We start from the raw sequence: 25,561 nt of genomic DNA, 5'->3' as shown, positions 1-25,561 counted from the left end.
TCGGAAATCGATGATCAAAAAAATACAAGCAGGTGTGCATAATTCGTGTTCTCTATCATGAAAAAATGGTTATGGTATGATTGGATACTTGTAGCCATACGAACAATTTGGCTGGTCATTATCGCAAGCGCTGGTTTTGTCGATCCGTCCTTGATCGCTGGGTCGCTTTGGATAGTACTTTCTTTCGCTCTCGTCGTTTACCTCGTTCCATTCATCGTCCGCTATAGAAAAGAAGCTTGGTATCTTCCTGTCGAAGTCATGGCAGCGGGCTTTTATTATCTTTATTTAGCCTACGCAGCTCCGGAACTGCTATGGTCTTTTGTTTTGCTCGTGATAACGATCGGCCTGGCGAGCAGTCGAACAACTTATGTGTGGACAGGGATCCTCTGCGGGATCGTATTCCCGGTATTGAACGGTTGGATCGCTGATCTTCTCCCGTTTGAATTTATCTTTAGCTGTAGCCTAGGTTTTGCTATCGGCTTTGCGTTCAATATCTTAATTCAGTCCCATCAGCAAGCCCGAATTATTCAAGAGCAGAAGCAGTTGCTGGAGCAGCACATTAAGCGGATTGAGGAACTTACGCTGCTAGAGGAGCGCAGCCGGCTGTCACATGAGCTGCATGACACGATTGGCCATTCGCTTACCTCGCTCATCATCGGTGTCGAATCTCTGCGATCGACCGTACCGAATTCGCAGATCGAGAGGATCGATTCGCTTGTCGGTATCGCCCAGCACAGTTTGGTTGATATCCGAAAACATCTGCACCAGCTCTCTCATGCTCCGTTCAGCCATTCGTTAAGTGAGTCGTTGCGGCAGTTAACCGAAGAGTTCATGAAGTCGACAGGTACAACGGTCAAATTCCGTGTTATCGGCAGTGAGACGCTCGTGATGCAAAAAATAAACTTTTGTCTACATCGCTGCCTTCAGGAATCTCTAACCAACGCAGTTCGGCACGGCCAGGCGAGCGTGATATCTGTTCAACTGCATTTCGATAGTCAGCAGCTCCGGTTACAGATCGAAGATAATGGCATCGGAATGGAAGAAATCCAATTCGGATTTGGGCTGGATGGGATGAAGGAACGGCTAGAACAATTTCACGGCACACTGTCGATGCATTCCGGTTCGGGACAAGGAACTTTCGTCATATGTCATATTCCATTGCAGACCGAGCCTGTACATGACGCGATCCGCCTGTTGATCGTTGATGATCAGTTGATCATAGCCGACAGTTTGAAGCAAATTTTGGATCAGCATGCTGATTTTATCGTCGTTGGTACGGCAGGGGACGGGCGAGAAGCATTAGAACATTGTGAGCGATCCCAACCGGATATTGTGCTAATGGAAATTCGTATGCAGGGAATGGGCGGGCTTGAAACTTTACTTGAGGTAAAACAACGATGGCCTCATATGAAGGTTGTGTTCATGACAACGTTCGAGGATTCCTTACAGGCAGCAACTGCATTAGAGCGCGGGGCGGAAGGATACATGCTGAAGTCGATTCATCCGCGGGAGATGAAAGAAGCCTTAAAACTTATTTATAACGGAGGAACCTGGATCGACCAATCGGTTGCGACGCGAGTTTTCGAAGAGATGAAGCGTCAACGTGAGCAGTTGGAAAAGATCGGCTCAAGTCTGGAAAACTATCCGTACGGTCTTACGAAACGCGAGATGGAGATTCTAGAGCATCTGTCGGGCGGACTGCGCTACAAGTCGATCGCCGCCAAGTTATTTTTATCGGAGGGAACGATCCGCAATTACTGCTCGATTCTCTACTCGAAGCTCGGAGTCAACAACCGCGAAGAAGCAATAAATATGGCGCGAACGGAGAATATCGTGTAGATGGTACTCGCGATATAGATCATTTCGTTATCTTTACGCAAAAATGAAGCAGCGGCGCTCTAGGACTTGAAGAAAAAAGTCTTAGACTGCCGCTGCTTTTATTAAGCTAGTGCTCTATTCTTGATAAGACTAACGCAGCATTATCCCAATATTCTATTTCCAAAGGTTGAAAAAGCAAGGATAAGTACTTATTTTCAATTCCAACTAATTCTTTGCATATATGTTCAACTATAGACTCAGGGGTATACCAGTGTAGGAATTTAATGTGCTCATGAATCCGTTCAATATTAGTCATTTCCTTAAGCAAATCAGGAACATTATCGTCATCTAAACCAAATATGAACTGTCCGTTGTTAAGTGGAGATGAAAAAGTGATTATTCTTCCTGTTGATACATCATCTAATTTATAAAAAAGCTCATCAATAAAAATCTTAGATGATTTCGCTTTTTCTTTCAACGAAAATCCAACCAGTACCGTCTGGCCCGATAGTTGAGCGGCCGAGCGGAGTGCAGAAAAAGCGATGGACCGGTTCCACCACTAAGTTGTAATTCGTTACTCAGACTTGATACGTTCGTACCCTTAACTTTTTTTCTTTCTTATTCTCATGAAACGAATAGTGATAACTACGAACACTAATGCAACTAAAACAATGTACACATCAATATCTTGTTCAAACATAAACCACATCTTGTGTTCTATGTTTACTTGATTTTTAGGGCGTAATCCTTCACCGAATAGTTCAGTTGCTTGGTTAAGGTTATCCATTTCGATTGTTTGACTGCACGGGCTACTGCTTAATTCGCCATCCGATTCGCTAATGTAAATTAAGTATTCATTGCCTTCTTTAAATTCATAACCCCAAGTGTAATCAGCTGCGACAATTATTTGAGAGTCTACCTCCGTTTTCCAACTTCGCTCCGCTTCCATTAATATATACCTGGTTTTCTCCTTTGTTCCTGTAAACCCTTCTTGCTTCAAGTCCACCTTAATTTGCTTAACTTCACCGAAAACAGCTCCATCAAATCTCTCTAAAGCTTCTTGGGGACTTCCCACCTCAACGCATGACAAAGCTTTAGCATCTTGTTCATTTGAAAAAAAGAAGACCATTGTAAAAGTGAATATCAAGATGAGTAATCGAAGTTGCAAATTATCCACCTACTCTAATGATTTCTATTTCATAACACCTTTATTGACTTCACCAGCAGTCAAAAAGTTGCGTTAAACTGCCCGTTACTTCAATTAACAACGGCAAATGAAATATTATATTCCCTTGACGCAGATCCCTATGAATTAATCCATAATACCCACCGAATTGGGGCAACAAAGGAGCTGAGATCCCGAATGTTAAAAATACGGGTTGAAGGCTCGCCAACAGAGATCGATTTTAAAGGAGTACAGAATCCGTTGACGAATAGTACAAACAGAGATTCGGCAGCAATTGAAACAGTTTGTTGTGGAGGAGGGTAATTGCTATGGACGAAAAGAGTTGGGATTTTCTCGTTGCAATGAATGAACAAGACAAAGAAGTCATAGAACAGGTAACACAAGCTATTAACAATGACAATGTAGAGACTGTAGCGCGTCTTTTTAAATCTCATTCATGGCTGTCATCTCTGATAGATGTACCATGCTTTGCTTTTGATAGTCCGGCTATTGTTATAGCAGCTTCAAAAGGAAATCGTGAGATGGTCGATGTATTGCTTGAGTATGGTGCGGACATTAATGCTAAAAGTCAGTGGTGGGCTGGAGGATTTGGAGTATTGCATCATGACCATTATGATCTTTCACGTTATCTTATTGACCGCGGTGCTCATGTCGATTCCCATGCAGCAGCTGCATTAGGAATGATGGAGATGCTATCAAAGATGGTGGAAGAGGATCCTTCTGTCGTTAATCAACGCGGTCCTGACGGTCAAGCTCCCCTGCACTTTGCTATAGAACACAAGATCATCGATTTTCTCCTTACTCACGGTGCGGAGATCGATATGCGTGATATTGATCACGGTAGCACACCCGCTCAATGGGCTGTGGATGCACCTGAAAAATGCAGGTATCTCATTGAGCGAGGCGCTGAAACGGATATCTTTATAGCATGTATACTGGACGATATTGAGATGGTTTACCGTATTTTAGAGACTGATCCGAATGCTCTTAATGCTCAAGTTGGTAAAGGAAACTTTACATCTGGCGATTCAGACGGCGGACATATTTACGAGTATAAAATTGGTGCATCTGCTCGGCCGTTATTTCACGCTCAAAAATTGAATCGTTGTGAAGTAATCGAAATGATGCTGAGATATAGTTCTACCGAGCACAAATTTTTGCTTGCTTGTTTACAAGCTGATACGGCAATCCTCCAATCCATAACATCTGAACATCCGAAAATTGTTACCTCCCTGCAGCCAATGGATGAAAGTTTGATTGTTGATGCGGCGGGAGATAACCGACTTGATGCGGTCCGCACAATGTTGGAGGTTGGATTCAATGTTGATGCACGACGCACCCCCCAATCATCGACAGCACTTCATTCATCCGCTAGTCGAGGGAATTACGAAATCGTTAAATTGCTGCTTGCACAAGGCGCATCTGTACACGCAACAAACGAGTTTGGCGGAACGCCATTGAATAGCTGTATCTGGGGGTCTTTGCATATCCAAGATCCTTCTGGAGATTACGCGGCGGTAACAGAAAGCCTTATCGAGGCTGGAGCGAAACTGCCTGATCAAGCGACGGGCAGCGATGTCGTTAAGAAGATACTTATCGAGCACGGAGTAACGGACTGATCCTCCAATCAGGGTTAATGCCCGCTAAAAACACCTTCAAATCATCATAATCCTCCTGATTGAGGACAGCATTCTTTGTACCTTGTCGAAGTTCTGTTAACGCTTCTTCAATTCTTTTGGCGTTGTAGACTGGTCTATGTAACTCCATTGGCTTTAAAGTTTGTGAAAATCCATGTAAACTGGCGAGGTTTTCCCCTAATCTATAGATAATTTGATCTATGTTGTCTTCATTTAAGGTAAGAGTCGAGCCTTCGACCCCATTCTGGGAGAGCTGCAAAACTGGTACCAAATTGATCAGAAATATATTCAGTAACCAATTCACCTACTTGATTTACAACAGGTCTCTGAACTTTCAGTATGTTTTTTCGATCTAAACCTCGAAGAAAAACCATTTCTGAGCGTAACCCATCTCGAGTATGTTGTATACCTGAAAGCCTCTCAGATATTGGTTTATGTATTCGTAATTCAATGATCGGCTCAATGAAGGAATAGTGCAATAACTTTCTCAGCTTCAATTATCATAACACTTTTCTCCTTCCTTCAAGGTCTAGTACATCATTTATATTGTAACAGTTGCTTGTTGTGTTTTGTTGGAATAAATAACTATATTTATATTATCCGTTTGCTCTTTTTATTGAACAATACTGCCCGTTAGCGTAACAAGCCCCACGCACAGTAAAGTACGGGGGCTTATGTGATTTATTATTTAGTGGCTTGATAAACGAATTTCTGATTGCCGCTTGTTGGTATTTTTCCATCCTCAAAATCTGCACAAACAATGACATTGGAAAAACCAACACTTTCAAGGATGTACTTGAATTCCTCGACACCGTACCAGCGCAATGCAAATCGCTGCAATTCCGTTTGGACCAATGCCCCGTTACGCCACTTTTCGTATTTCAAGTAGCTCACTCGGTATTGATTGAAAAATAAATCAGCTTCCACACACTTGCCTTCCATCGTGATGATGTCACCATTAGGCAAGTGATATGTTGCCGTTCCGCCCCATCGCCCTAATTCGGAACTGTTATCATTGTTGTCTGGCAAAAACAGGTCAAGTAACAACTGTCCGCCTGGTTCCAAGTGTTCATACAACCGCTTTAGAACTCGAAGTGATTCTTCTCGTTGTTCGATTAACAGAAACGAACCCCCAGGAATGATGATTGCCTCATACTTATGCGGCAAAGAAAGTTCCTGCAAGTTTGCTTCATATAAGTTGGTAGTTAATCCGCGTTCATCACATCGGCTGCGGCAAGAAGCCAACATTTGCGTGGAATAGTCCACTCCGTCTACGATCAGGCCAGATTCAAGAAGAGGAATGATCACGCGTCCTGAGCCAACCATGGCCTCCAGAATACGTCCCTTGCAATGTTTAAGTTTTTCGTGATAATACTCAACATCTCCGCTGAGTGATTGCCCAATTTTTTTGGTTAGGTCATAGACCTCCGTACAGAGTTCACCGTAATTACTAAAAGACATATATGCTTTCCCTCCGTGGTTTGGTTTTTGCACGGAAGAGATCGGCGCAAGCAACTATCCCTTCCGCACCTCGAAAATAACTGCGTCGCCAACTGATTTAATGGTTCTCACGATAATCACTCGCTTTCTGGAAGAATAATTCCAAATTACACCATAGGAGAATTTTTGACAATAGGAATTTTTCAGGCCTTATTAATCATTTATCGTAGCGAAGGACTGCCATTTGGCAGCCCTCTATCGTTATCCGTTAGTTGAACAATTGATTAGTAACTTTCCAATTACATAAGGGTTTGCATCCCAAATTTGTACTTTTATATATCGTTCTGGTCCTTTATTACCATCGAAATTCCACATTTGAGGTAACCCAAATTCGTTTATTACTTTTTTTATCTCATTCAATTCTACCCGTTAGCTTAATAAAATGAGCATGCCACCGCAGCGCCTGCTCATTAATGTGTGTTATTCAACAAACGTTCTCCGTTAGTTCAATGGCTATAAATGGGATCCTCCCGTAACATCAAGTATTTGAGCTGTGACGAAACGGCCGTCTTGGGATGCAAGGAACGCAACAACATCGGCAATATCGGAGGGTTCACCCATTCGGCCAAGAGCGACCATGTCAGCGGGTAGTTTTTGTGCTTCAGGAGAATCAAGAAGGTCCGCATTCATGTCGGTTCTAACCATGCCGGGTAAAACTGCATTTACTGTGATTCCTCGAGGACCTAGTAGTTTTGCAAGATGTAGCGTGAAGGTATTGATTGCTCCTTTGGTCAAGTTGTAAGCCATAATGGGTGGATAAGCAACCCTTGTAACACCCGAAGAAATATTGACGATACGCCCTTCATTGCGCAAGCGAGAAAGCGACTTTTGAACTATAAAGAATGGTGCTTTGACGTTCACCGCAAAGATCTCATCAAAAGCGGTTTCCGTCGTTTCTTCAAAAGATTCCGGTATTCCGATACCAGCATTATTGACCAGTATGTCAAAGTGGATTTCACCGGTTCGAAGCATTAGTTCCTTATCAAGTAATTGGATGAGCTGATTGACACCGGCGGCTGTGTTGAGATTCGCACCAATTGAAAATGCTTCACCTCCATTCGCTTTTATGGACTTCACCGCATCTTCTGCGGCATCCTGTTGACTTCCATAGTGAACGGCAACTAATGCACCTTCTCTTGCTAGTCGCAATGCGATCCCTCGACCGATCCCCCTGCTCCCTCCAGTAACTAGTGCCACTTTTCCATTTAATCGATTCATAATTATTCTCCTTTCCGACCGATAACTAACAAAGCGCTGCGATGTCTTCTTTGAGGTGCATGTTGTAAATGCTCCTTGTTCCAATCGATAGGCAATGCAGACCAAGTTTTTCCTCTATCCGTAGATCGATAAAGCCCTCGATTATTCAAAGCGTAGAAAGTATTCAAATCGTGTGGATCAACTGCTAAGTTGGAAATCATTGTTCCTTTCGCCACGGGCAAGCCCTGTTCAACTCTTTTCCATAGCTGATCTTCTTCTTTACGATAAATATAAGATTCAGCAACGGAAGAGTCATAAGCATTTCTCGCTCCGGCAGAAGCAGAAACGAGCATCATGTCCGGGTCATCTCTACTGACCACCATACTAAGCATATAACGATGTTCTAATCCATCGCTAAAAGGTACCCACGTATCGCCGCCATCGCGACTCACTAACACACTCTTGCCTGGTTGATCTACACCGTCACTACACGCCGCATAGATTCGATTAGGTGACTTTGAATGAGTTAATAGTGTATGGGCGTCTATAGGGTCTCCTTCTTTTGTATCCAGCCAGTGTTCGCCTCCGTTTTGAGTTCTAATCACTGCCCCTGCCTCGATGGAAGCGTATATATGCCCATTGGACGGATCTTCTGCAATCATACGAACATTATGGGTTTGGGGATTTGGCGGAAAAGACCAACTCGAATAAGAAGGTAAAGCCTTGATCGCTTCCCATTCGCTCCAACTTTGTCCGGCATCGCTTGAGTAAAATAAAGCACTCCGATCGGTTCCTGCGTAGACCGTTCCATAATCTCCGATTTTTCTGGTCCTGCTAACAAAAACCGAGGTAAAGATTGATTCCGGAATCTCTTCTCCACTCCTTTTCCAACTGTCTCCACTGTCATCACTCATCCATAAGCCATGTCCATCGGTTCCACAATAGAGGCGGTTGTGCATGAATGGATCGATTGCAATACATACAGGATTTAAAACTTCTGAGTAAGACTTGAGTTTGTACTTCGTTTTCAGTTCATCCAAAACAATTAATTCTTCTGACATGCATAAAAAAAATCGATTCATCTCATTCTCTCCTTACCGACAGATTTGTTTGCCACCTTTTTCTGATTAGGGTACACTAGAGATACAGATCTTAATTAAAATGATCATATCAATTATTGATAGGTATATAGTGATTATGATCAGTAAATTAATAATTGTCAAGGAGAATAGGTATGAGCAATTCAGAATTTCCTTTTCCAGCTAATCCTGCTTCAGCTGCTTTTGTATTACAAACCCTAATTAAGACCACTCACCAAGTTCAACGTGAGTTCGAGAGGCTGTTATCAACGTTGGGATTGCCATCATACCTAACTGGATCACGTTTGCGAGTCCTCTTGGATGTTTCACAATATGGAAGCATTCGTATGAGTGATTTAGCAAAAAATCTGGGGGTTGAAGCTCGGGTCGTGACACAATATGTAGATACGTTAGAAGGACAAAATTTACTTGTGCGGACGGCAGATCCAACTGATCGCCGGGCAACGCTTGTGAAATTGACGGATGAAGCATTTCCGATCATAGAAAAAGCACGAATTATAATGGAACAAGCTGCAGAAAAAATATTTGAAGGAATATCTATTGACTCACGGAAGGAATTGATTCAACAACTTACTATGCTTACTCATGGTAGGTAAAGAGTGTATCTACGGAGAAAGCCAAACGGGTCGCCACCCTTTCAGCAAGAAATACTAACCTATCATTTATAAAAAATACCAGTGCATATGGCTAACGAAAATGTATGGCAAGCCTATGGGGGCTGAACCGCGCGGGCTCGCCTGTTTTCACTCTAGATTAAACTATGCTGCCCGTTAGCGTGGAAAAGGCAGCCGATCATTGTGGTCGGCTGCCTCCGTGTCTTTATTGAACTATCGTGTCCCGTTAGCTTAACGTGTCGTGCCTCTTTGAATATAGAGCAAAAGTATTTACTCCAGCTAAACTATTGTTCCTTTTTAACGGTGCTCTTTTTCGATGTTGCACTCCATGGCATATCCACCTCACCGAAGCCTTCTGCTCCTTGAATCTGTTTCTGTTTTACAAGTCCAATTTGCTTCGCATAGTAATCTAACATTTCAAATACCGTAAACCGATGAAACCCAGCATCGAATGACGGTTCATTCCGAGCGTCAGGTTTAATCGGTCTAAGTGTAATTGCTACCTTACCTTTTCTATTTCCATGCTCGTTTACTGGGACATTGAAATTAATAAATTCATTAAACCCATCTGCCACCGTAATCACAGTCACTAGCCCCATATTCTTAGTTGGAAAACGCGGATCGATCGGAGTATTTATTTTGATGCTCCACTGCCCTTTACTATCTGTTAAACCATTTGCAACAATATTTCCCTTGTAATCAATTATAATTAGACGCGCATTAGGTATAGGTCTAAAAGATTTATCATTAAACGGTTTCTTCTTCGTTCCGTATCCGTCGATAACAGAAGATACTTTAAAACACATAATTGCTTCAACGTAACCTTTTGAGGGTGCATCAGTAGGAGATGAATCAGCAAAAGCAGTGGAGGCACTTACCAGAAGGCAGAGAACCAACATTATGGACAATTTACTTATCACTATTCCACCTCAATGTTTTTGGGATATTCTTCCCTTAATGAGGAAAATCATTACGCTATACTGCCCGTTCGTATTATGAGATCAACCATTTCTTTCTGGTTGATCCTTTTTGCATTAGCTTCGAGGATTAGAGTAGCCGGGTTGAACGCAACTGCCCGTGGGACTTGATCCCGAGCGCTATAATGTTCACCCCTACTTGTCATGACCATGATTGAGGCTGGTTGGGAAATAGATCCTTCAATTCGAGCTGATCAATTTTGGGATATATGAAGCCATTGATTGAGAGCAGCAAAATGATGTTTCCGGAACATGTAGTGCGAATTAATGATAGGGGCCATTGGAACTATCCTACCCTTTACTTCAACAACAAACCAGCAGCGGATCTCTGATCTGCTGCCGGTTTGTTGTTTCATATTCTTCTGAACCAAGGATTAGGATGACTTTCCAGAAAGTGTGGAACTGCCGGCAGGCCAGGTCGAGAGCGCTTGCTCAACAACAGCCTCTAACATGTCGCGACTGAAGCCGGCCTTGGCTTGAACAGCCATACCGTGGAGCACCGTCAGCACGAATACAGCTAACGCAGCACAGTTAGTAGTCTCCGGCAGATCTCCCTCTTGCTTTGCCCGTTCGAAGCGATTGCGCAGCGACGCTTCTCCGTCTGCACGCGCATCGATCAAGGCACGCCGAATAGGTTCGGTTTCGTCCGTACCAGCCAAGGCGCCGTGGACGCCTAGACACCCTTTGCGATCCGGGTAACGAGTATTTAATTCGGCCGCCCTAAGGAGGATGTGTGCGGCCACCTCCCGCGAGGTCGGCAGCTCCAGCGCCACCGGGATGAAATCCAGGTACTGCTCATAATAGCGCGCCAGAACTCGGCGGAACAACGCTTCCTTGTTGCCAAATGCCGAATAGAGCGCGGGTCGTTCGACACCCGTGGCCTGCGTCAGGTCGGTGTACGACACGCCCTCGTAGCCTTTACTCCAAAACACGCAAAGCGCCGCGTCCAGTGCTTGATCCACATCGAATTCGCGCTTACGTCCCATCAGTCAGATCACCTCGCTTTTTTTGTAACGGCCGATATTAAAAAGGTTCATGTCCAATTTTCATACTATACGTTATCGTAACACACGTTACAGATCGCTGCCAGTCCATCGGACAAGGACCTGCGGCAGCGCACGACGGCGAAATACTCGGCCGTCTGGATCTTGTGTCACACATCAGACGCCAAACCCGGCCCGAGCTGATGGCCAATCTTGCCAGAGCGCGACGCATCATCCTAACGTGACGCCACCTGACGTCCCTGCAATTGACCCATTGACAGTGCGCGATAAAATGTATAAAACAACTTAACGTAATGATCGTTATGATATATTGACAGCGAGCGACAAAATGTATAATATAAATTAACGTAATGATCGTTATGATATTTCGCCGATCACCAGGGCGAGGGCGTCCAGCGACGTACAAAGATGTTATTTTCATCTGAAATCATTATAGGAGGTTTTTTCATGCAGAAATCATTGAAGGGCAAGGTCGTCCTCATTACGGGCGGCTCACGCGGCCTTGGCGCCGCTACGGCGGAAGCGTTTGCCGATCACGGAGCAGATGTTGCGATCAGCTACGCAGCTTCGGCCGAAAAGGCGGAGGCTGTCGTAGAGAAGCTGAAGGCCAAGGGGGTTCGTGCATTGGCAATCAAAAGCGACCAAGCGGACCTTTCTTCCGCCAAGCCCCTAATTAACTCGGTGATTGCCGAATTCGGCAAGCTCGACATCCTCGTGAACAACGCCGGCATCGCGATCCAGGGCCAAATGGTAGATGATCCCGGCTTCGACGAAGAAAAATACAATCGTCAGTGGCAAGTCAATGTCATGGGATCGATCGCCAATACCCGCGCGGCGGCGCCCAAACTAGCGGACGGAGGTCGCATTATTTTTATCGGCTCTCGGCTCGGCGATTACGTACCCTTTAGAGGAGTCGCCGACTACGCCGGAACAAAGGCAGCGCTCGCAGGATATGCGAGGGGCATCGCGCGCGACCTCGGTCCCCGTAATATCACTGTAAATGTCGTGCAGCCGGGCGTCATGCCTACGGACATGAACAAGGATGTGGCTGATCATCTTCCACCCCTTGAAACCATCTTGGACATGCATGCGATCCGTCGCTTTGCAACCCTTGAAGAGGTGGCAGAAGCCGTCTGCTTCCTCGCTGGACCACATGGGGGCTACATCACCGGTGAGACCATCAATATGGCCGGTGGTATCGGAAACTAAGGCCGTCCGGAGCAGGTGCCCATGCATGGGCACCTTCCTAGCTTTCTGACGTGCGCTAATCGTGATCGCAGTCAACCGACCAAGGACTGTATTGTGATCTTTGAACCTGCCGATCTGATGCAGCTGAGCGCTCAGCATCGGTATGTCAAAGACCTGGCCGATAAAGAGCAAAGCTTCTAAATTAAAAAATACGCATTTAAAGGAGAAAATATATGACTAGAAAATTCAGTGCAAAGTCAACTGCCGATCAGGTGCTTTCCGGCATTGATCTCAAAGGAAAGCGTCTTCTCATTACGGGTGTATCATCGGGCATTGGCCTCGAAACCACCCGCTCACTGGTCTCTCACGGCGCCAGCGTCGTCGGCACGGTCAGGGATCTAGCAAAAGCCGAGGCGTCCACTGCATCGGTCCTTGACGCCGCGGCGCGAGGAGGCGGCAACCTAGAGTTGATCGATCTCGATCTCGCATCCTTGCAAAGCGTTCGCGCATGCGCGGATAAGCTGTTTGCCGACGGTCAGCGGTTCGATGCCGTCATCGCCAACGCTGGCATCATGGCAACCCCGTTCGGTCGGACGGCCGACGGCTTCGAAGTCCAGTTCGGGACGAATTATCTTGGTCATTTCGCTTTGATTAATCGGATCGAGCCGCTACTCGTCGATAACGGGCGCTTGGTGGTGCTATCGTCCCAAGCTCATCGCGCCGCCGATGTTGACCTGGACGATCCGAATTTCGAGCAACAGGCATACGACCCATTTGTCGCCTATGGCCGATCGAAAACGGCCACTACTCTCTTCGCAGTGGAATTAGATAAGCGGTATCGCAATCGTGGCATCCGAGCTGCCTCGGTGATGCCCGGGAATAGTCTTACCGATCTCCCGCGCCATTTCTCGCAGGAAGACTTGCAGGGTCTTTTCGAGACCGTTGGCAAAGCTCGCGCCGAAGCAGGTCTTCCGCCAGCGGAGTTCAAAGAAATCGCGCAGGCAGCCGCAACTTCGGTCTGGGCCGCAGTCGTGGCTGACAAAGAAGAAATCGGCGGACGCTATCTCGAAGATTGTGCGGTCGCGCCGATTGATGACACGCCTAACCCGTTTGCCGACGGCGTGAGGTCGTATGCGCTCGACGCTAACAAAGCCGAGCGGCTTTGGGCGAAAAGCGAGGAAATGGTAGGCGCGAAAGGTACGTACTCATGACAGTAGTCGGCATCATTGGCGCGGGCGAGGTCGGCAGCCAGATCGCGCGTGCGGCGATCGCGAACGGGTATGAGGTCGTCATTGCCAATTCACGAGGACCCGAGACGTTGAAGGACCTCATTGACGAGCTCGGCCCGTCAGCGCGCGCCGCGACTGCGGCCGGCGCTGCCGAGGCTGGTGACTTCGTCGTCGTGGCCGTCCCCCTCAAGCTGGTCAACGACATGCCTGTGGAGCAGCTCGCGGGCAAGATCGTGCTCGACACGAACAACTACATGCCTTGGCGCGATGGCCATTTCCCCGTGATCGACTCTGGTGAGAAGACAGTTCATGAGCTACGGCAGAAGCACCTTCCTACCTCGAAGGTGGCGAAGGCCTTCACCCACATCCAAGCGTCCCGCCTCTTCATTTCGAGCAGACCAGCTGGCGCCCCCGACCGCCATGCGTTGTCGGTCTCGAGCAACTTTCCTGAGGCCACGGAACTCGTGACGCGGCTGTACGACCAGTTCGGTTTCGATACTGTCGACAACAGTCCGCTCAGCGAGTCATGGCGCAGCGGTCCCGGCCAGCCAGCTTGGGCTGCGCACGCGCACCAGACTCGTGCTGAGCTGATCGCCAATCTCGCCAGGGCGCGACGGATCATCTTGGCGTGAGTGAAGCCCCACATCACGACCCGCAGGTAGTCAGGTCGTCCAGGTTGGCTGCTGAGATGCCCGGAAATAGTTTCACTGATCTCCCGCGCCATCTCTAGCAGGAAGACTTGCAGGGTCTTTTCGAGACTGTTGGCAAAGCTCGCGCCGAAGCGGGTCTTCCGCCAGCAGAGCTGAAAGAAATCCCGCAGGCAGCCGCAACGTCGGTCTGGGCCGTAGTAGTAGCTAACAAAGACGAAATCGACGGACACTATCTCAAAGATTGCGCGGTCGCGCCGATCGATGACACGACCAACCTGTTTGCCGACGGCGTAAGGTCGTATGCGCTCTAACAAAGATAAGCAGCTTTGGGCGAAAAGCGAGGAATTGATAAGCGTTGCGTCGTGAAGGTTGTCGCGCACACGGTAAGTTGATCGCCCTGATTTACTGAATGCGCTGACGATCCATTCTCACCCCATTTTTGGCTGAACTGCCGAAAGTAGGGTGAGAAATGTACGCAAGAACGTGCTAAAGACATCAATACATGAATAGGGCCTTAAGCTAAGGCTGACTAAACGAGTTGAATAGCCGACATTTAGCTTATTGTTAATTAAGAGAAGAGGAGGAAAGTATTTGAAGACTATTGCTGTAATTGGCGCTGGACCTGGTCTTGGTTTTTCATTGGCCAAAACTTTTGGAGGGCACGGATTCCGTATTGCTATGGTTTCAAGAACACAAGAGAAGTTGGATCAATATGCTGTGGAGTTAAGTAAATTGGGTATTGAAGCTAAAGGGTTTGCTGCTGATATAACAAACAAAATGCAGCTTACAAGGGCTTTTCAACAAATTAAGAACATCTACGGTACAATTGACGTTGTCGAGTTTAGCCCACATAGTGGAAGTGTTTCTGACGTTAAATCCTGCGGATATCGGTATCCTGGTACTGCAATAGAAACTGTAGTGAAGTAGAAATACCTCTTCTCAACCGCAGCTGTTCAGCGTTCTCTTCAAGATGCTCAATTAATTTTTTACGATCAATTCTCAAGCTGGGCACCTTCGAAATCTTTGATCAGGAACCATTCACCATCGACCATGAACTGGCACTTTAACTGGTTCACTCTATCTACGATACCGATAATCTCGAGTTCCTCAAATTCATGATACATCTTAAGCTTGATCGGCTCGCGCTGCTTCATCGATTGAGCAACGGCTCGAGAAACGTCTTCCCACTCTTGCTCATCAAGATGGATTAGCATCCGTTTATGCCGTTCGCGATCCCATACATTCAAAGCCACTTTATGCCCTGGCAGCATCATTCTGCTGCTCTCCTACATTCCGTTTCCTTCAAGTTTCTTGCGCGATCCTGGCTGATGAGTTTTGGGGCCGACCGGCATCGTCATTACTACTCGGTCGGGCGCCAGCTCCATTTACTCGATCTCGAGCGTCTGCATAGCTGTATTCTTTCTCTTTCCATTCATGAGGCGAATAAATTCGTCTCTTTGCATACCTAGTTTCTGAAAGATTTCATCTGCTACGATCGTTTTAAATAACCTCTCCTTTATCCAAATAATTTAGCTAAACAGGCTGCAGTTCGTCCGGCAGCCTGGCGTCGTTGTACTATCGTTCCCCGTTAGTTCAATCGTATTTCTTTAAAAAATCAATAAAGGCTTCCAGTAATTTGCTTGCTAAATGAAAATGGTCAGACTCTAACTGAGTATATAAAATAAGTTCTAATTCATTAATTAACTCACTTATTTCATTTGAAAATTCTTTATAAAACTTGTCCGGTATCAAAGCGGTATATAGCCTGCTCTGTAGTTCTTCAATTCCAAACTCCTTGTTCATAAACCGACTTACTAGTACTTCAAAATGATGAATGCTTATTGAATTCACCATTTTCTTAAATGTTCTGAGACACTATAGTTCCCGTTAGTTCAATGACAAGATATAGAAAATAATAGCCCGTTTTATTAATTACTTTGTTTATTCATTTCTTTGACGGAGGTGTCCTTCCTTCGCCGTCGGCCTTCGACTGCTGTTGCTGCCGGATCTCCTTAACCCGCAGCTCGTACTGCTCACGGATCTTCGGTATTGCCTCCTCACGTGCCTTTTTGATCCTCTCCTCTGCCAGACGATCGAGCTTCTCTTTCTGTTCCGGGCTGACCTTGTAAACATTCGTCGTTATGGGCTCGGTTGTTACAAACACTGTTTCCGCTCTTTCCAGATCCTTTTTCTCCTTGTCCAAGTTCGACACGTTACCACCTCCCTAGTCTTACAGGCCACTGCAGGGCCTGCTAATCCATGTGTGTCATTCAACTATCGTTCTCCGTTAGTTCAACGAGGCTACCGTTGTTTTCAGCTTATTCCTTTATGAACCACTGGTACATCTTCTGTTTCATTTTTCCGGCAAGTTCTTCATCTCTTTTATAAATCCATAGAAACAGTGGATTGTCTATAAAACCAACTAGGTCATTTCTTGTATTCTCTAAACTTTCAATAATCTCCTTATATGTGAAATCTATAAATTGAAGAGTCTTTTTCTTAGCTGATTCGGGGTCATCCGCCCACACTCTAATATAGTTATTATAGTAAGTGATTCCTGGAGATGGATCATGACCTAACCATGGACTAATTCTGTTACTTATTGAATGATAAACTGTTCTCCATTCTGGAATTCAGCTTATATTCGCGCACTATGTGTTAATACCTTTATTTATGTATATTTGCTGCGTTATACTGCCCGTTAGCTAAACGAGGCTGCCGTTATGCCAGCAGCCTCGTCTTTGTGAATGTTAAGCTATAGTTACCCGCTAGCTTAATCTGTCGTCTCAGTAAACTAGAGGGTTGTTCGCTGAATAAGAAGCTAAATCCAGAAACTCAACTGAATCGAACTTTAAATAAATTAGACTTGAATCCAAATCTTCCCATCCTTTGGCTTCAGAATGAGGTACAACTGAAACAAAATATTTTAAGTTCTTCCTTCTAAGTTGTTTTACGAAATAATCATTGAGTCCATTTACTGATGTTATATCAATGATGATTTTCTTACCTAGATGAGTCTGGAAGAGTCTAGCCCTCCACATTGAAGATACACTTACTTCGTAAACAATATCCGCTAAATGCTTTAAATGCTGTTTTTTACGCTGCCTTCGTTTCATATTAAATCAATCACCGTTGGTTGCTAACCAACCTAATTAGCTTTGAATTATTATGTCCTTCTTCACTTATTGTACCATTTGCTCTCACTAAAGATAACTGCCCGTTAGCTCAACGAGGCTGCCGTACTATGCCGGCAGCCTCGTCCTGATGTTATTGAACTAACGTTCCCCATTAGCGTAATGGATGATGCCGAAATCCGGCTGATGCCACTTCCATGTTTCTGCCCATTTCTTCTCGAATCCGCTTCAACTTCGGTCCGGTCGAATGCCGCTCGTACACCCGATCCGGACGCTAAGTTGTAGATAGCGGTCCAACCATTTATTCGTTATCCTTTTCTCGGCATCGGATGCAATGGCGCATGGCGCAGCATCGGATACGTGGCGAATAACGCGGCCAGACTCACCGCCCCGACGCATGAAGCGGTCGCCATCGCACTCATCTTGAAATTCGAAATCCAGTCGAACAAGGCGGAAATAGTGCCACCATAATAAAGAAATATGCCTGCGACCGTTACGATCATGAGCATAATGACGCTGCGGATAAATCCTACCCGATACACGATGGCATAGCCGAAAAAAGTAAGACCGAAGCATGCCATGCCCACCATCAGATCGATCCACAAATAGCCGAAGAAATGGTACTCTTCCAGAAACAACCTTGCAGCATGCAGAATGCCGGCTTCTACCGAATTCCATTGATAGAGCGTGACTAACGCGTATTGGCAGATGTTCAGACACAAGACGCTGAAAATAACGCCCCCTATTCCCACGCCGTAGTAAGCTTTAAGGAAGTGCTCGCGCGTGCTTCCCATTCCGATCGATATTGAAAAGAGGGACTTGAATCCTAAGAGTCCGAAACCGGCGATAAAGAAGTACGCTGGCCCGGATATCGCGGCTATCGTTTCCCGATCGAGGTCAAAGACCAAGCCGACGATGATCCATACGATCGTCAACGGAACGGTAATGAACAGCAGCATAAGTTTGGCAAAGTACCAGCTCACATCCTCGTATAACAATCGGAATACCGCGCTCTGTGCGTTCATACGTTTACCTCCGCATCTTCCGTTATATTCAGCAAATAATTTTGCAAGTCCGCTTTCTCAATGGAAAGTCCATAGGCATGCGCTTGCTCTTTCCATTGCTTCGAATATGGGGCGTCGAGCATCACCCTGATTTTTGATCCTATCGCGCTTTGTTCCAGCACTTTATGACCGTCAATAACGCTTGTCACCGCGTTCCGTTCCCCAGCCAACCATATGCCTTGCTCGCGGAACTCGTCGATCGGTTGATTATGCAGCAACTTGCCCTTGTGCATAACGATCAACGATTCACAGAGCGTTTGGACTTCTTCAATATGATGTGTCGAAATCAGAATGAGACGAGGCGATTCCTCATGGCTTTCCCTTAATGCCTCATATAGCTTTCTCCGCATCCCGGCATCCAGGCCGTTCGTCGGCTCATCGAGTATCGTTACGTCGGCGTGGCTAGATAACCCGATAATAAACTGAAGCGCAGACTTCATCCCTTTGGACAGTATGCGTACTTTCTTCTTGCGGTCCAATTTGAAAGTTTCGACCAGACGGTCTGCCGTAGCTTGATCCCAGTTGGCATTGAAATATCGACCGAAACGAAGCGCATCCTGTACCGTCCAGATCGTGCTGAACGGATGATTCTCCTGCATGTAGCAAACATGCCGAACTGCCGCCGGGTTACCGTAAGGTGCCGAGCCCATAACTTGAACCGTTCCGCCGTGAGGCCGTTGATGACCGGCCAGTAGTCTCATCAGCGTTGTTTTGCCGGCCCCGTTGCGCCCCCACAGCCCAGCGATCACCGGCTCCTTCTCCTCGAACGATACTTTATCGAGAACGGGAACGTTATCGTACGAATACGCCACTTCGTTTACGTCTATCATCATTACTCCTCCTCCAGAATCAACTGAACGACCGATTCCTTGCTTAATCCGATTCTCTTCGCTTCTTCCAACAAGGGAAGGACGAATTGTTCGCGATAGTGACGCTGACGTTCCTTCAACAATTGCAGCTTCGCTCCACTCTCTACAAACATGCCTATCCCTCGCTGTTTATAAATAATCCCTGCATCCACCAAAGCCTGGAGACCCTTGCGTACTGTCGCCCGATTGATGTTATAGAAGCGCGACAATTCATTTTCGGAAGGAATTTGTTCCTCTTCGTTCAATTCGCCCCCCACAATCTCGTCCATGATCATTTGGGCAATCTGTTGAAAGATTGGTTGGGATTCATCCAATGTCGGTTTCATCAAGGACCTCTTTTCTCTAAGAACGATTGCGATGTTGAACGGTTGGTTACTCATGTATACAACTATACATGAACTCGAACTAATTGTCTATAACCGCCGTGGCCCAAATAAGCGAAAAAAAAATCTGCCTCATGAAGAGGCAGAAGGTTACCGAATGCACCCGCCGCTAAATCGGTGATGTGATATATAAGGCCTTACTTAATGATCAATTCAACACACCCTGCGTTTATATTGGTAGATTTGAAACCATACTAAAATGAAGCAAAAATGAATCAGGAGGTTGCGCTCCAAATTCCAGTTGAACAATTACGGTTTGGCTGGTCTTCGCAAGGCGTGCTTGAATACGACCAAGCCCGAACCTTCGCTTGGTCTCACCGGACTTGCTCTCAATTTTGTTTTGCTCGGATGCATCAATATAATAGCTTCGACGGCATTACCCTAAAAGTTGATTCCCGTATTACTTTGCACATTAGCCGGATTCCTTAGCGTACGTTTTTCGCGTTTCGTTCGCGGGACCCCTATCTGAAGTGTTCGCGCAGTGATTACACTATCCTGCCAGTTAGCTTAACGCTCAGCAGTACATCTGTACCAAATATCCTATTTTATACATATGTCTATATTTCAATGCAAGTTCTTGTTTTAAAAGGTTTTGTATTTAGTGTCATACATCTTATATCTCTATTCATTCTTTATACAATAATAAGTTGTAATATACAAAAACTCATGTGGAGTGCTGTGTATCGGTAGTGAGAAAGTATTGATTTAACGCCACAGCCTGAATGATTAATTGGGTTTCATTTCATGAAAATATAATTCCATAATTCGACAGAGCTCAATAATGCCTTCTTCAAGTTACTGATCCTCTAGATAGGAGTAACTAATTCTCATATGGTTATACTGTGGTTCACCTGGATAACATGCTGAACTAGGCAAAAATAAAATATTGGACTGTTGTGCTTTTAAAAGTAGTTCATCTGTATTTCTACTACTAGGCAAAGACACCCAAATGTTTAGTCCTCCCTTAGGTATTATCCACGTAACGCCTTTAGGTGCATATTTATCTAACGGTGCAATTGTTCTATCTCTTCTTATTTAAAGGGCAATACGTAATTTTTCTAGATGTGTATGCATTCTATTTGAACTTAAGGCTTGTACGATATTCCACAAATCAAAATTTTGAGTGGCGCACCTCACTCAAGCATTTTTAAAGCAACTTCTATGCTAGGCATAGGTAGAAAAACTATCCATCTAATACCTTGTCAGGAAAATCGTGAAGCGATCGATATCGAAAGATTAACTGAATTTCTTGTACAAAATAAAAGTGCACCATGCATTGTTGTTGCAAATGCTGGAACTGTTAATACGGTAGACTTCGATGATTTAGTTGCTATTGGGCAGCTTAAAAAGCATTATCGCTTTTGGTTACATGTTGATGCTGACTTTGGTGGTTTTGCTGCTTGTTCCCCTATTCATAGAGAATTAGTAAAAGGAATGGATTATGCCGACTCTATTACGATTGATGCACATAAATGGCTTAATGTTCCCTACGACTCTGCCATGCAATTTACTCGTCATAAGCAACTTCAAGTAGAAGTATTTCAAAATAACGCAGCTTATCTTGGAGGTTCTATTGAAAATCCAGATTTTTTTGATCTTACACCTGAAAATTCTCGACGATTTCGTGCATTGCCAGCATGGTTTACGCTGAAGGCATATGGAAAAAGAGGATATCAAAATCTTATCGAACAAAATGTAGAGTTAGCTAAGCAACTTGGAAATAAAATAAATAATAGTAGTCACTTTAAACTTTTATCTCCAGTAAGATTAAACGTCGTTTGCTTTACTTTAGATAAAGAAGTAATAACAACTGAAATGATTAAGCAATTCCTTGCAATTTTAAATCAAAAAGGAAAAGTTTTCATGACGCCAACTATATACAATGGTGTTCCTGCAATACGTGCTGCTTTTAGCAACTGGCGTACAGCAGAAAAAGACTTAGAGATTATATGGGATGCATTAATTGCCTCCGTTTAAGTCTTTAAATCGTAACTCCTTGGATTTTTAGATGAAAAAGCAGAAATTCGATATGATATTGCTAGATTTTTCCCGAAACAGCTAACAATCGATGATGCCGTTAACTTTCCAAAGTTTTTAAAACGTACAACAAAAGTGAAAAAAGGAAATCGCCGTGAAGGAAAAGTGTTTCGTCAAGATTTCAAACATGGAATCCAGCAATCTGAACTAATAGTAATCGGGGTAACAAAGGAGACAGGTACCAGCGTTACCTTTAGACCGAATCAAGATATTATTGCATCCAGCTTTGATAAAACTCAATTATTGAATCGTATAGCAGAATTCCAGAAAATTCACCCCAGTCTAAGTGTTGAAATCATCGAGTAGAGCAATTTCAGGCAACGGAATATTTCCGTTGCCTTTTAAACATCTGCCCGTTAGCTCAACGAGGCTGCCGTTCCATGTCGGCAGCCTCGTCCTGTTGATTGTTAAGCTATAGTTACATGTCAGTTAAGAAGAGAAAGGGGGTATTACTCAACTTCTATAATTTCAAAACCCTTTAATTTATAATTTTGTTCCTTCAAGACATTTATTTTCTTTAAATAGAACGCCTTAGCTTCTTCATGAGATAATGTAGTTCCTTCAGTAAAATGACCATCTCCAGTCTCAGCATCATAATCATATAGCTGTAACTGTTCAAACGCTTTTTCATAATCTTCATCTATAATAGCTTGATAATAATCTTTGATAATACCTTCCGCTTTCTGTTCTTCGATGAAATTACATCCTGTTAACATAAAACTTAATGTAAAAATCAATATAATTAGAACTGGTTTCTTCATGTTATCGCCCTAAATTTAAACAGTGTATATCCTAACTTTATCACAAAAAATTAACACATTTCTTCTTCCACATAACTGCCCGTTAGTTTAACGAAGAAAGGAGCAGCTGCCGTAGCAAACTGCTCCTTATTTATTGAACTATCGTTCTCCGTTAGCGCAATAAAGGGTTGCCATCATGGCAGACCTTTGTACTCAAGTTAATGACTACACACCAAACTGCATTAAATGATGGTCTAGATGCTTATATAGTCCTTTGCCCCATTGCTCAGGATTGAGTTTCCCAAAAAAAAGGTGTGGATAGGAGGTACATTTTTCTGGGCCATTGTTCTGGAACGCAGTCTACGTCTATATTTTCTTTCAACACATTTCAACACGGCTTCTGACATTCCTCTCGTCGGATAAGGTTACAGGAGTACGGATGTTCAAGGAAAATAAAGTTCTCTTCTTGGAATCAATCTGTCACACAAAAGGAGTATCAACAACATGCTCAATTAATTAGTGCGGTGAAATTGCCCCTGAATGAATTTTTCTCCCCACTCGCACAGCTGATCTAAGATCGCTTTGAGCGACTCTCCTATTTCAGTCAATTCATAGACCACTTTCGGTGGTACTTGATTATAGACTGTTCTTAAGATAATTTCGTCGTCCTCTAATTCTCTAAGTTGCTGTGTTAACATTTTTTGAGTAATGCCCGGCATTGCTTTCTTAAGTTCACTCGTTCGTTTGGGTCCATATGACAAGTGACATAGAATCAGCGTTTTCCATTTGCCTCCGATGACATCGAGCGTGGCTTCAGCCGGGATGTTGTACGTATGCTTTGGTCGTGCTTCCATGGGATCACTCCTACTGTCGATTAACGTGGTTTTCAACTTGAAAATAGGTACTTTTTGGTACCTATATAACTTTTTGGTGTTAATGGTACAAAAAAGTGCGTTCTTCCTTATTGCCATTATATGCGACATAATCTCTATAAACCAGTATTGAAACTAATAAAGTGGAGGGGTACAAAATGACACAACGCCTATTAATCGCCGGTGGATACGGTATTGTCGGCAGCGCCATCGCTCAGCATGTCCGTAGAATCAACAAGGATGTAAAAATCGTGCTTGCAGGACGTAATCCGGATCGTGGTTCCGCGCTCGCTAAAGAACTGGGAAATGCCAATACAGCCTACTTGGACTTGGAGAATCTCAATGGATTAGACAATCTGGGGGAGATCGATCTCATCGTCGCTGCCTTGCAGGATCCTGCCGACAACTTGATTCAACTCGCATTGGAGAAGGGAATTGCCCATATCGGCATAACAAAGCTTGCCGACGAAGTTGCACCTTTTACCTTTGCTGCGCTGAGGACTCCTCCGAAGCGTCCGATTGTCCCGCTAGGTCATTCGCAATCCGGGGTCATGACGCTCGTTGCCTTAAAAACCGCTGAATCCTTCAGCCAGATTGATTCGATAGAACTGGCGGGTCTCTACGATGATTGTGAAGAGATGGGGCCAATGACGGTTGGCGATTCAGATAGCTTCATTGACCGCGCACTCGTTCGAAAAGTCGGGAAATGGATCTGGATCGACGCGATTAAACACCCGAGACATGTCCAGATTACCGATGGAAGCACTTTGGAGGGACTTCCGATGGGATTGCTCGATGTACCCAGCTTAGCAGCTTCCACTGGCGCACCAAACGTTCGGTTTGATTTTATACAGGGGGAATCCATTGGGACTCGTGCTGGAGGTCAGGCCTCCCAGGATCTTTACATCGAGATTGAGGGCATTCTTAAATCAGGCCAACCGGGCAAGCGCCGAACGGTAGTATCCGATCCGAAGGGTCAAGCGCACCTTACCGCCCTCGGCGTGCTGGTCTCGATTGAGCGTATTCTTGGTTTGGACGGCAAGCCCGCCGCAGCGGGTGGGGTGTATCTGCCTGAGACGTTGGTGTCAGTGGATGAGGCTATCGCACGTTTCGAGCAGTTCGGTGTACGAATATTTGACCATTCTTGAACGATCAGCTCTCATTAAAATAAGGAAAGTAGGGGATTCCAAGATGAAAGTATTAACCGTTGTGACCCACCCAAGAACAAATTCTTTAACCTTTGCAATTGCCGACCGGTTCGTACAAGGTCTTCATGATGCTGGACATGAGACCGAGGTGCTGGACTTACATCGAAGCGGGTTTGACCCTGTCTTGTGGGAAGAAGACGAGCCGAACTGGTCAGATGATCATAAAAGCTATTCACCCGAAGTGATGACGGAAATCAATAGAATGAAGAAGCACGATGCACTGGCCTATATTTTCCCGATTTGGTGGTACAGTATGCCAGCCATGCTAAAGGGGTATATCGACCGTGTATGGAACAATGGCTTTGCATACGGATCCAGCAAGCTTCATCATAGGCAGGTATTGTGGCTTGGTCTCGCAGGCGCTTCATTAGGACATTTTGAGAAAAGGAACTATGACAAGATGCTCGCACATCACCTCAACGTAGGAATGGCTAATTACGCTGGAATATTAAATACCAAGGTTGAGATCTTGTATGACACCCTTGATGCTAATCAGGGGAATTTGGATAAGTTACTGTCACATGCGTATGATCTGGGACTACATTATACACAGCTGAAAGGAGACGTTTCTAATGAAGAAAACGAATCCCAGTCTGCTAAGATGTACGAGCAATAAAGTATCGAAAGGGTCTGTAGCTCACGCTAAAACTTCTAAAGTTTCTTTGTTTGGTGATAGCCAAACAGAGCATAAGTTACTGGTTCATAGGAAACTGTTGGTTCTATATTGACAGTTAGAATTTTATAATCAGGTTGCCGTGACATTGATACTTTTGCGTTTTCCCAGGATGCATTTTTAAAAATACCCAATACCAAATTTACTGTTTCTTTATCTTCAATCTTCTTATAAATTGAGCAGCCCTGACCTTCAGGCTTGCTAAAATGTAAATTAAGATTTTGCTCAAAAGATGGTTTATTTTGGTCACAAGACACTAAAGTAATCATTAAAAACAGAAGAAAACCCGTAATTTGAGCTTTTCTCATGGACCCCCCTCCTATATGCAGATTTTACCATATATATGGCGGGAAAATTCCTTGATAAGTTGCTCTATACTGCCCGTTAGCGTAATGAAGCAGCCAATCATTGTGGTCGGCTGCTTCCGTGTTTTTATTGAACTATCGTTCCCCGTTAGCGTAATCGTCAGATGTCCAATGAA

General features: G+C 44.7%; 29 protein-coding genes and 1 pseudogene. 12 read left to right on the top strand and 18 right to left on the bottom strand.

The window, feature by feature from the left end:
- Nucleotides 1–45 precede the first annotated feature (45 nt).
- Nucleotides 46–1,839, top strand: coding sequence for a hybrid sensor histidine kinase/response regulator transcription factor (locus HI950_RS33170; RefSeq protein WP_169086711.1), 1,794 nt, complete (start codon nucleotides 46–48; stop codon nucleotides 1,837–1,839).
- Nucleotides 1,840–1,945: 106 nt separating this feature from the next.
- On the opposite strand, the gene HI950_RS33165 is transcribed toward HI950_RS33170, so the two are convergent.
- Both HI950_RS33165 and HI950_RS33160 read right to left on the bottom strand, forming a co-directional pair.
- Nucleotides 1,946–2,296, bottom strand: a complete 351-nt coding sequence (locus tag HI950_RS33165) for a hypothetical protein (RefSeq protein WP_169086709.1) — start codon at nucleotides 2,294–2,296, stop codon at nucleotides 1,946–1,948.
- A 123-nt stretch (nucleotides 2,297–2,419) separates the two neighbouring features.
- The gene (locus HI950_RS33160; protein ID WP_169086707.1) at nucleotides 2,420–2,986 is read right to left on the bottom strand and encodes a hypothetical protein; all 567 of its coding nucleotides are present in this window, start codon (nucleotides 2,984–2,986) and stop codon (nucleotides 2,420–2,422) included.
- 326 nt (nucleotides 2,987–3,312) lie between these two features.
- On the opposite strand from HI950_RS33160, the gene HI950_RS33155 reads away from it, so the two are divergent.
- A complete protein-coding gene (locus HI950_RS33155) occupies nucleotides 3,313–4,623 on the top strand; it encodes an ankyrin repeat domain-containing protein (RefSeq protein ID WP_169086705.1) in 1,311 nt (436 codons plus the stop codon).
- Nucleotides 4,624–5,325: 702 nt separating this feature from the next.
- Here HI950_RS33155 and HI950_RS33150 read toward each other — a convergent pair.
- The 3 genes from HI950_RS33150 to HI950_RS33140 all read right to left on the bottom strand — a co-directional run bounded on the left by HI950_RS33150 (nucleotide 5,326) and on the right by HI950_RS33140 (nucleotide 8,420).
- A complete protein-coding gene (locus HI950_RS33150; protein WP_169086703.1) occupies nucleotides 5,326–6,102 on the bottom strand; it encodes a class I SAM-dependent methyltransferase in 777 nt (258 codons plus the stop codon).
- Nucleotides 6,103–6,594: 492 nt separating this feature from the next.
- Entirely contained in the window at nucleotides 6,595–7,359 is a 765-nt protein-coding gene (locus HI950_RS33145; RefSeq protein WP_169086701.1) for an SDR family oxidoreductase, read from the bottom strand.
- A gap of 2 nt (nucleotides 7,360–7,361) precedes the next feature.
- Nucleotides 7,362–8,420 (bottom strand): WD40/YVTN/BNR-like repeat-containing protein, encoded by a 1,059-nt coding sequence (locus HI950_RS33140; protein ID WP_169086699.1) that lies wholly within the window; start codon nucleotides 8,418–8,420, stop codon nucleotides 7,362–7,364.
- A gap of 152 nt (nucleotides 8,421–8,572) precedes the next feature.
- Between HI950_RS33140 and HI950_RS33135 the strand changes: the two genes are divergently transcribed.
- A complete protein-coding gene (locus HI950_RS33135) occupies nucleotides 8,573–9,034 on the top strand; it encodes a MarR family winged helix-turn-helix transcriptional regulator (RefSeq protein ID WP_169086697.1) in 462 nt (153 codons plus the stop codon).
- A 302-nt stretch (nucleotides 9,035–9,336) separates the two neighbouring features.
- Here HI950_RS33135 and HI950_RS33130 read toward each other — a convergent pair whose 3' ends face one another.
- Together HI950_RS33130 and HI950_RS33125 are read right to left on the bottom strand one after the other, a co-directional pair.
- Complete coding sequence (locus HI950_RS33130; RefSeq protein WP_169086695.1) at nucleotides 9,337–9,972, bottom strand: hypothetical protein; 636 nt, start codon at nucleotides 9,970–9,972, stop codon at nucleotides 9,337–9,339.
- Nucleotides 9,973–10,403: 431 nt separating this feature from the next.
- Nucleotides 10,404–11,015: a TetR/AcrR family transcriptional regulator gene (locus HI950_RS33125; protein ID WP_169086693.1), complete on the bottom strand. Its 612-nt coding sequence runs from the start codon at nucleotides 11,013–11,015 to the stop codon at nucleotides 10,404–10,406.
- A gap of 465 nt (nucleotides 11,016–11,480) precedes the next feature.
- On the opposite strand from HI950_RS33125, the gene HI950_RS33120 reads away from it, so the two are divergent.
- The 6 genes from HI950_RS33120 to HI950_RS33095 all read left to right on the top strand — a co-directional run bounded on the left by HI950_RS33120 (nucleotide 11,481) and on the right by HI950_RS33095 (nucleotide 15,027).
- The gene (locus HI950_RS33120; protein WP_169086691.1) at nucleotides 11,481–12,242 is read left to right on the top strand and encodes an SDR family NAD(P)-dependent oxidoreductase; all 762 of its coding nucleotides are present in this window, start codon (nucleotides 11,481–11,483) and stop codon (nucleotides 12,240–12,242) included.
- A 21-nt stretch (nucleotides 12,243–12,263) separates the two neighbouring features.
- Nucleotides 12,264–12,422 (top strand): hypothetical protein, encoded by a 159-nt coding sequence (locus HI950_RS33115; RefSeq protein WP_169086689.1) that lies wholly within the window; start codon nucleotides 12,264–12,266, stop codon nucleotides 12,420–12,422.
- Nucleotides 12,423–12,454: 32 nt separating this feature from the next.
- Nucleotides 12,455–13,432 carry an SDR family NAD(P)-dependent oxidoreductase gene (locus HI950_RS33110; protein WP_169086687.1) on the top strand — a complete coding sequence of 326 codons (978 nt, stop codon included), beginning with the start codon at nucleotides 12,455–12,457 and terminating at the stop codon, nucleotides 13,430–13,432.
- Nucleotides 13,429–14,082: an NADPH-dependent F420 reductase gene (locus tag HI950_RS33105; RefSeq protein ID WP_169086685.1), complete on the top strand. Its 654-nt coding sequence runs from the start codon at nucleotides 13,429–13,431 to the stop codon at nucleotides 14,080–14,082. The genes HI950_RS33110 and HI950_RS33105 overlap by 4 nt, the downstream gene beginning before the upstream one ends.
- Before the next feature lie 107 nt (nucleotides 14,083–14,189).
- Nucleotides 14,190–14,411 carry a hypothetical protein gene (locus HI950_RS33100; protein WP_223285659.1) on the top strand — a complete coding sequence of 74 codons (222 nt, stop codon included), beginning with the start codon at nucleotides 14,190–14,192 and terminating at the stop codon, nucleotides 14,409–14,411.
- A gap of 280 nt (nucleotides 14,412–14,691) precedes the next feature.
- On the top strand, nucleotides 14,692–15,027 hold the full coding sequence (locus tag HI950_RS33095) for an SDR family NAD(P)-dependent oxidoreductase (protein WP_169086683.1): 336 nt from the start codon (nucleotides 14,692–14,694) through the stop codon (nucleotides 15,025–15,027).
- A gap of 65 nt (nucleotides 15,028–15,092) precedes the next feature.
- On the opposite strand, the gene HI950_RS33090 is transcribed toward HI950_RS33095, so the two are convergent.
- The 7 genes from HI950_RS33090 to HI950_RS33060 form a co-directional block, all read right to left on the bottom strand.
- Nucleotides 15,093–15,374: a YolD-like family protein gene (locus HI950_RS33090; RefSeq protein ID WP_169086681.1), complete on the bottom strand. Its 282-nt coding sequence runs from the start codon at nucleotides 15,372–15,374 to the stop codon at nucleotides 15,093–15,095.
- 319 nt (nucleotides 15,375–15,693) lie between these two features.
- Nucleotides 15,694–15,903: a hypothetical protein gene (locus HI950_RS33085; RefSeq protein WP_169081375.1), complete on the bottom strand. Its 210-nt coding sequence runs from the start codon at nucleotides 15,901–15,903 to the stop codon at nucleotides 15,694–15,696.
- Between the two features lie 142 nt (nucleotides 15,904–16,045).
- Nucleotides 16,046–16,312 (bottom strand): hypothetical protein, encoded by a 267-nt coding sequence (locus HI950_RS33080; protein WP_169086679.1) that lies wholly within the window; start codon nucleotides 16,310–16,312, stop codon nucleotides 16,046–16,048.
- Between the two features lie 574 nt (nucleotides 16,313–16,886).
- Complete coding sequence (locus HI950_RS33075; RefSeq protein WP_169086677.1) at nucleotides 16,887–17,216, bottom strand: hypothetical protein; 330 nt, start codon at nucleotides 17,214–17,216, stop codon at nucleotides 16,887–16,889.
- A gap of 326 nt (nucleotides 17,217–17,542) precedes the next feature.
- Complete coding sequence (locus HI950_RS33070) at nucleotides 17,543–18,259, bottom strand: hypothetical protein (protein WP_169086675.1); 717 nt, start codon at nucleotides 18,257–18,259, stop codon at nucleotides 17,543–17,545.
- Nucleotides 18,256–19,131 carry an ABC transporter ATP-binding protein gene (locus HI950_RS33065; protein ID WP_223285658.1) on the bottom strand — a complete coding sequence of 292 codons (876 nt, stop codon included), beginning with the start codon at nucleotides 19,129–19,131 and terminating at the stop codon, nucleotides 18,256–18,258. The genes HI950_RS33070 and HI950_RS33065 overlap by 4 nt, the downstream gene beginning before the upstream one ends.
- Complete coding sequence (locus HI950_RS33060) at nucleotides 19,131–19,493, bottom strand: GntR family transcriptional regulator (RefSeq protein WP_169086672.1); 363 nt, start codon at nucleotides 19,491–19,493, stop codon at nucleotides 19,131–19,133. The genes HI950_RS33065 and HI950_RS33060 overlap by 1 nt, the downstream gene beginning before the upstream one ends.
- A 1,149-nt stretch (nucleotides 19,494–20,642) precedes the next feature.
- Here HI950_RS33060 and HI950_RS33055 point away from each other — a divergent pair.
- A complete protein-coding gene (locus tag HI950_RS33055; RefSeq protein ID WP_223285657.1) occupies nucleotides 20,643–21,527 on the top strand; it encodes a pyridoxal phosphate-dependent decarboxylase family protein in 885 nt (294 codons plus the stop codon).
- 509 nt (nucleotides 21,528–22,036) lie between these two features.
- On the opposite strand, the gene HI950_RS33050 is transcribed toward HI950_RS33055, so the two are convergent.
- The 3 genes and pseudogenes from HI950_RS33050 to HI950_RS33045 all read right to left on the bottom strand — a co-directional run bounded on the left by HI950_RS33050 (nucleotide 22,037) and on the right by HI950_RS33045 (nucleotide 23,181).
- Nucleotides 22,037–22,348, bottom strand: a complete 312-nt coding sequence (locus HI950_RS33050; protein WP_169086670.1) for a hypothetical protein — start codon at nucleotides 22,346–22,348, stop codon at nucleotides 22,037–22,039.
- A 204-nt stretch (nucleotides 22,349–22,552) separates the two neighbouring features.
- A pseudogene (locus tag HI950_RS37320) lies at nucleotides 22,553–22,681 on the bottom strand (DUF1569 domain-containing protein); the annotation flags it as partial.
- Nucleotides 22,682–22,839: 158 nt separating this feature from the next.
- Nucleotides 22,840–23,181, bottom strand: a complete 342-nt coding sequence (locus HI950_RS33045) for a winged helix-turn-helix transcriptional regulator (RefSeq protein WP_169086668.1) — start codon at nucleotides 23,179–23,181, stop codon at nucleotides 22,840–22,842.
- Between the two features lie 176 nt (nucleotides 23,182–23,357).
- On the opposite strand from HI950_RS33045, the gene HI950_RS33040 reads away from it, so the two are divergent.
- Nucleotides 23,358–24,347: a hypothetical protein gene (locus tag HI950_RS33040; RefSeq protein ID WP_169086666.1), complete on the top strand. Its 990-nt coding sequence runs from the start codon at nucleotides 23,358–23,360 to the stop codon at nucleotides 24,345–24,347.
- 43 nt (nucleotides 24,348–24,390) lie between these two features.
- Nucleotides 24,391–25,023 (top strand): NAD(P)H oxidoreductase, encoded by a 633-nt coding sequence (locus tag HI950_RS33035; protein ID WP_169086664.1) that lies wholly within the window; start codon nucleotides 24,391–24,393, stop codon nucleotides 25,021–25,023.
- A 35-nt stretch (nucleotides 25,024–25,058) separates the two neighbouring features.
- On the opposite strand, the gene HI950_RS33030 is transcribed toward HI950_RS33035, so the two are convergent.
- Nucleotides 25,059–25,388: a hypothetical protein gene (locus tag HI950_RS33030; protein ID WP_169086662.1), complete on the bottom strand. Its 330-nt coding sequence runs from the start codon at nucleotides 25,386–25,388 to the stop codon at nucleotides 25,059–25,061.
- Nucleotides 25,389–25,561: the final 173 nt, after the last annotated feature.

Origin of the sequence: Paenibacillus sp. PL91 (assembly GCF_012935325.2) — a bacterium.
GTDB lineage: Bacteria > Bacillota > Bacilli > Paenibacillales > Paenibacillaceae > Pristimantibacillus.
This window is presented reverse-complemented; position numbering and strand designations above follow the sequence as displayed.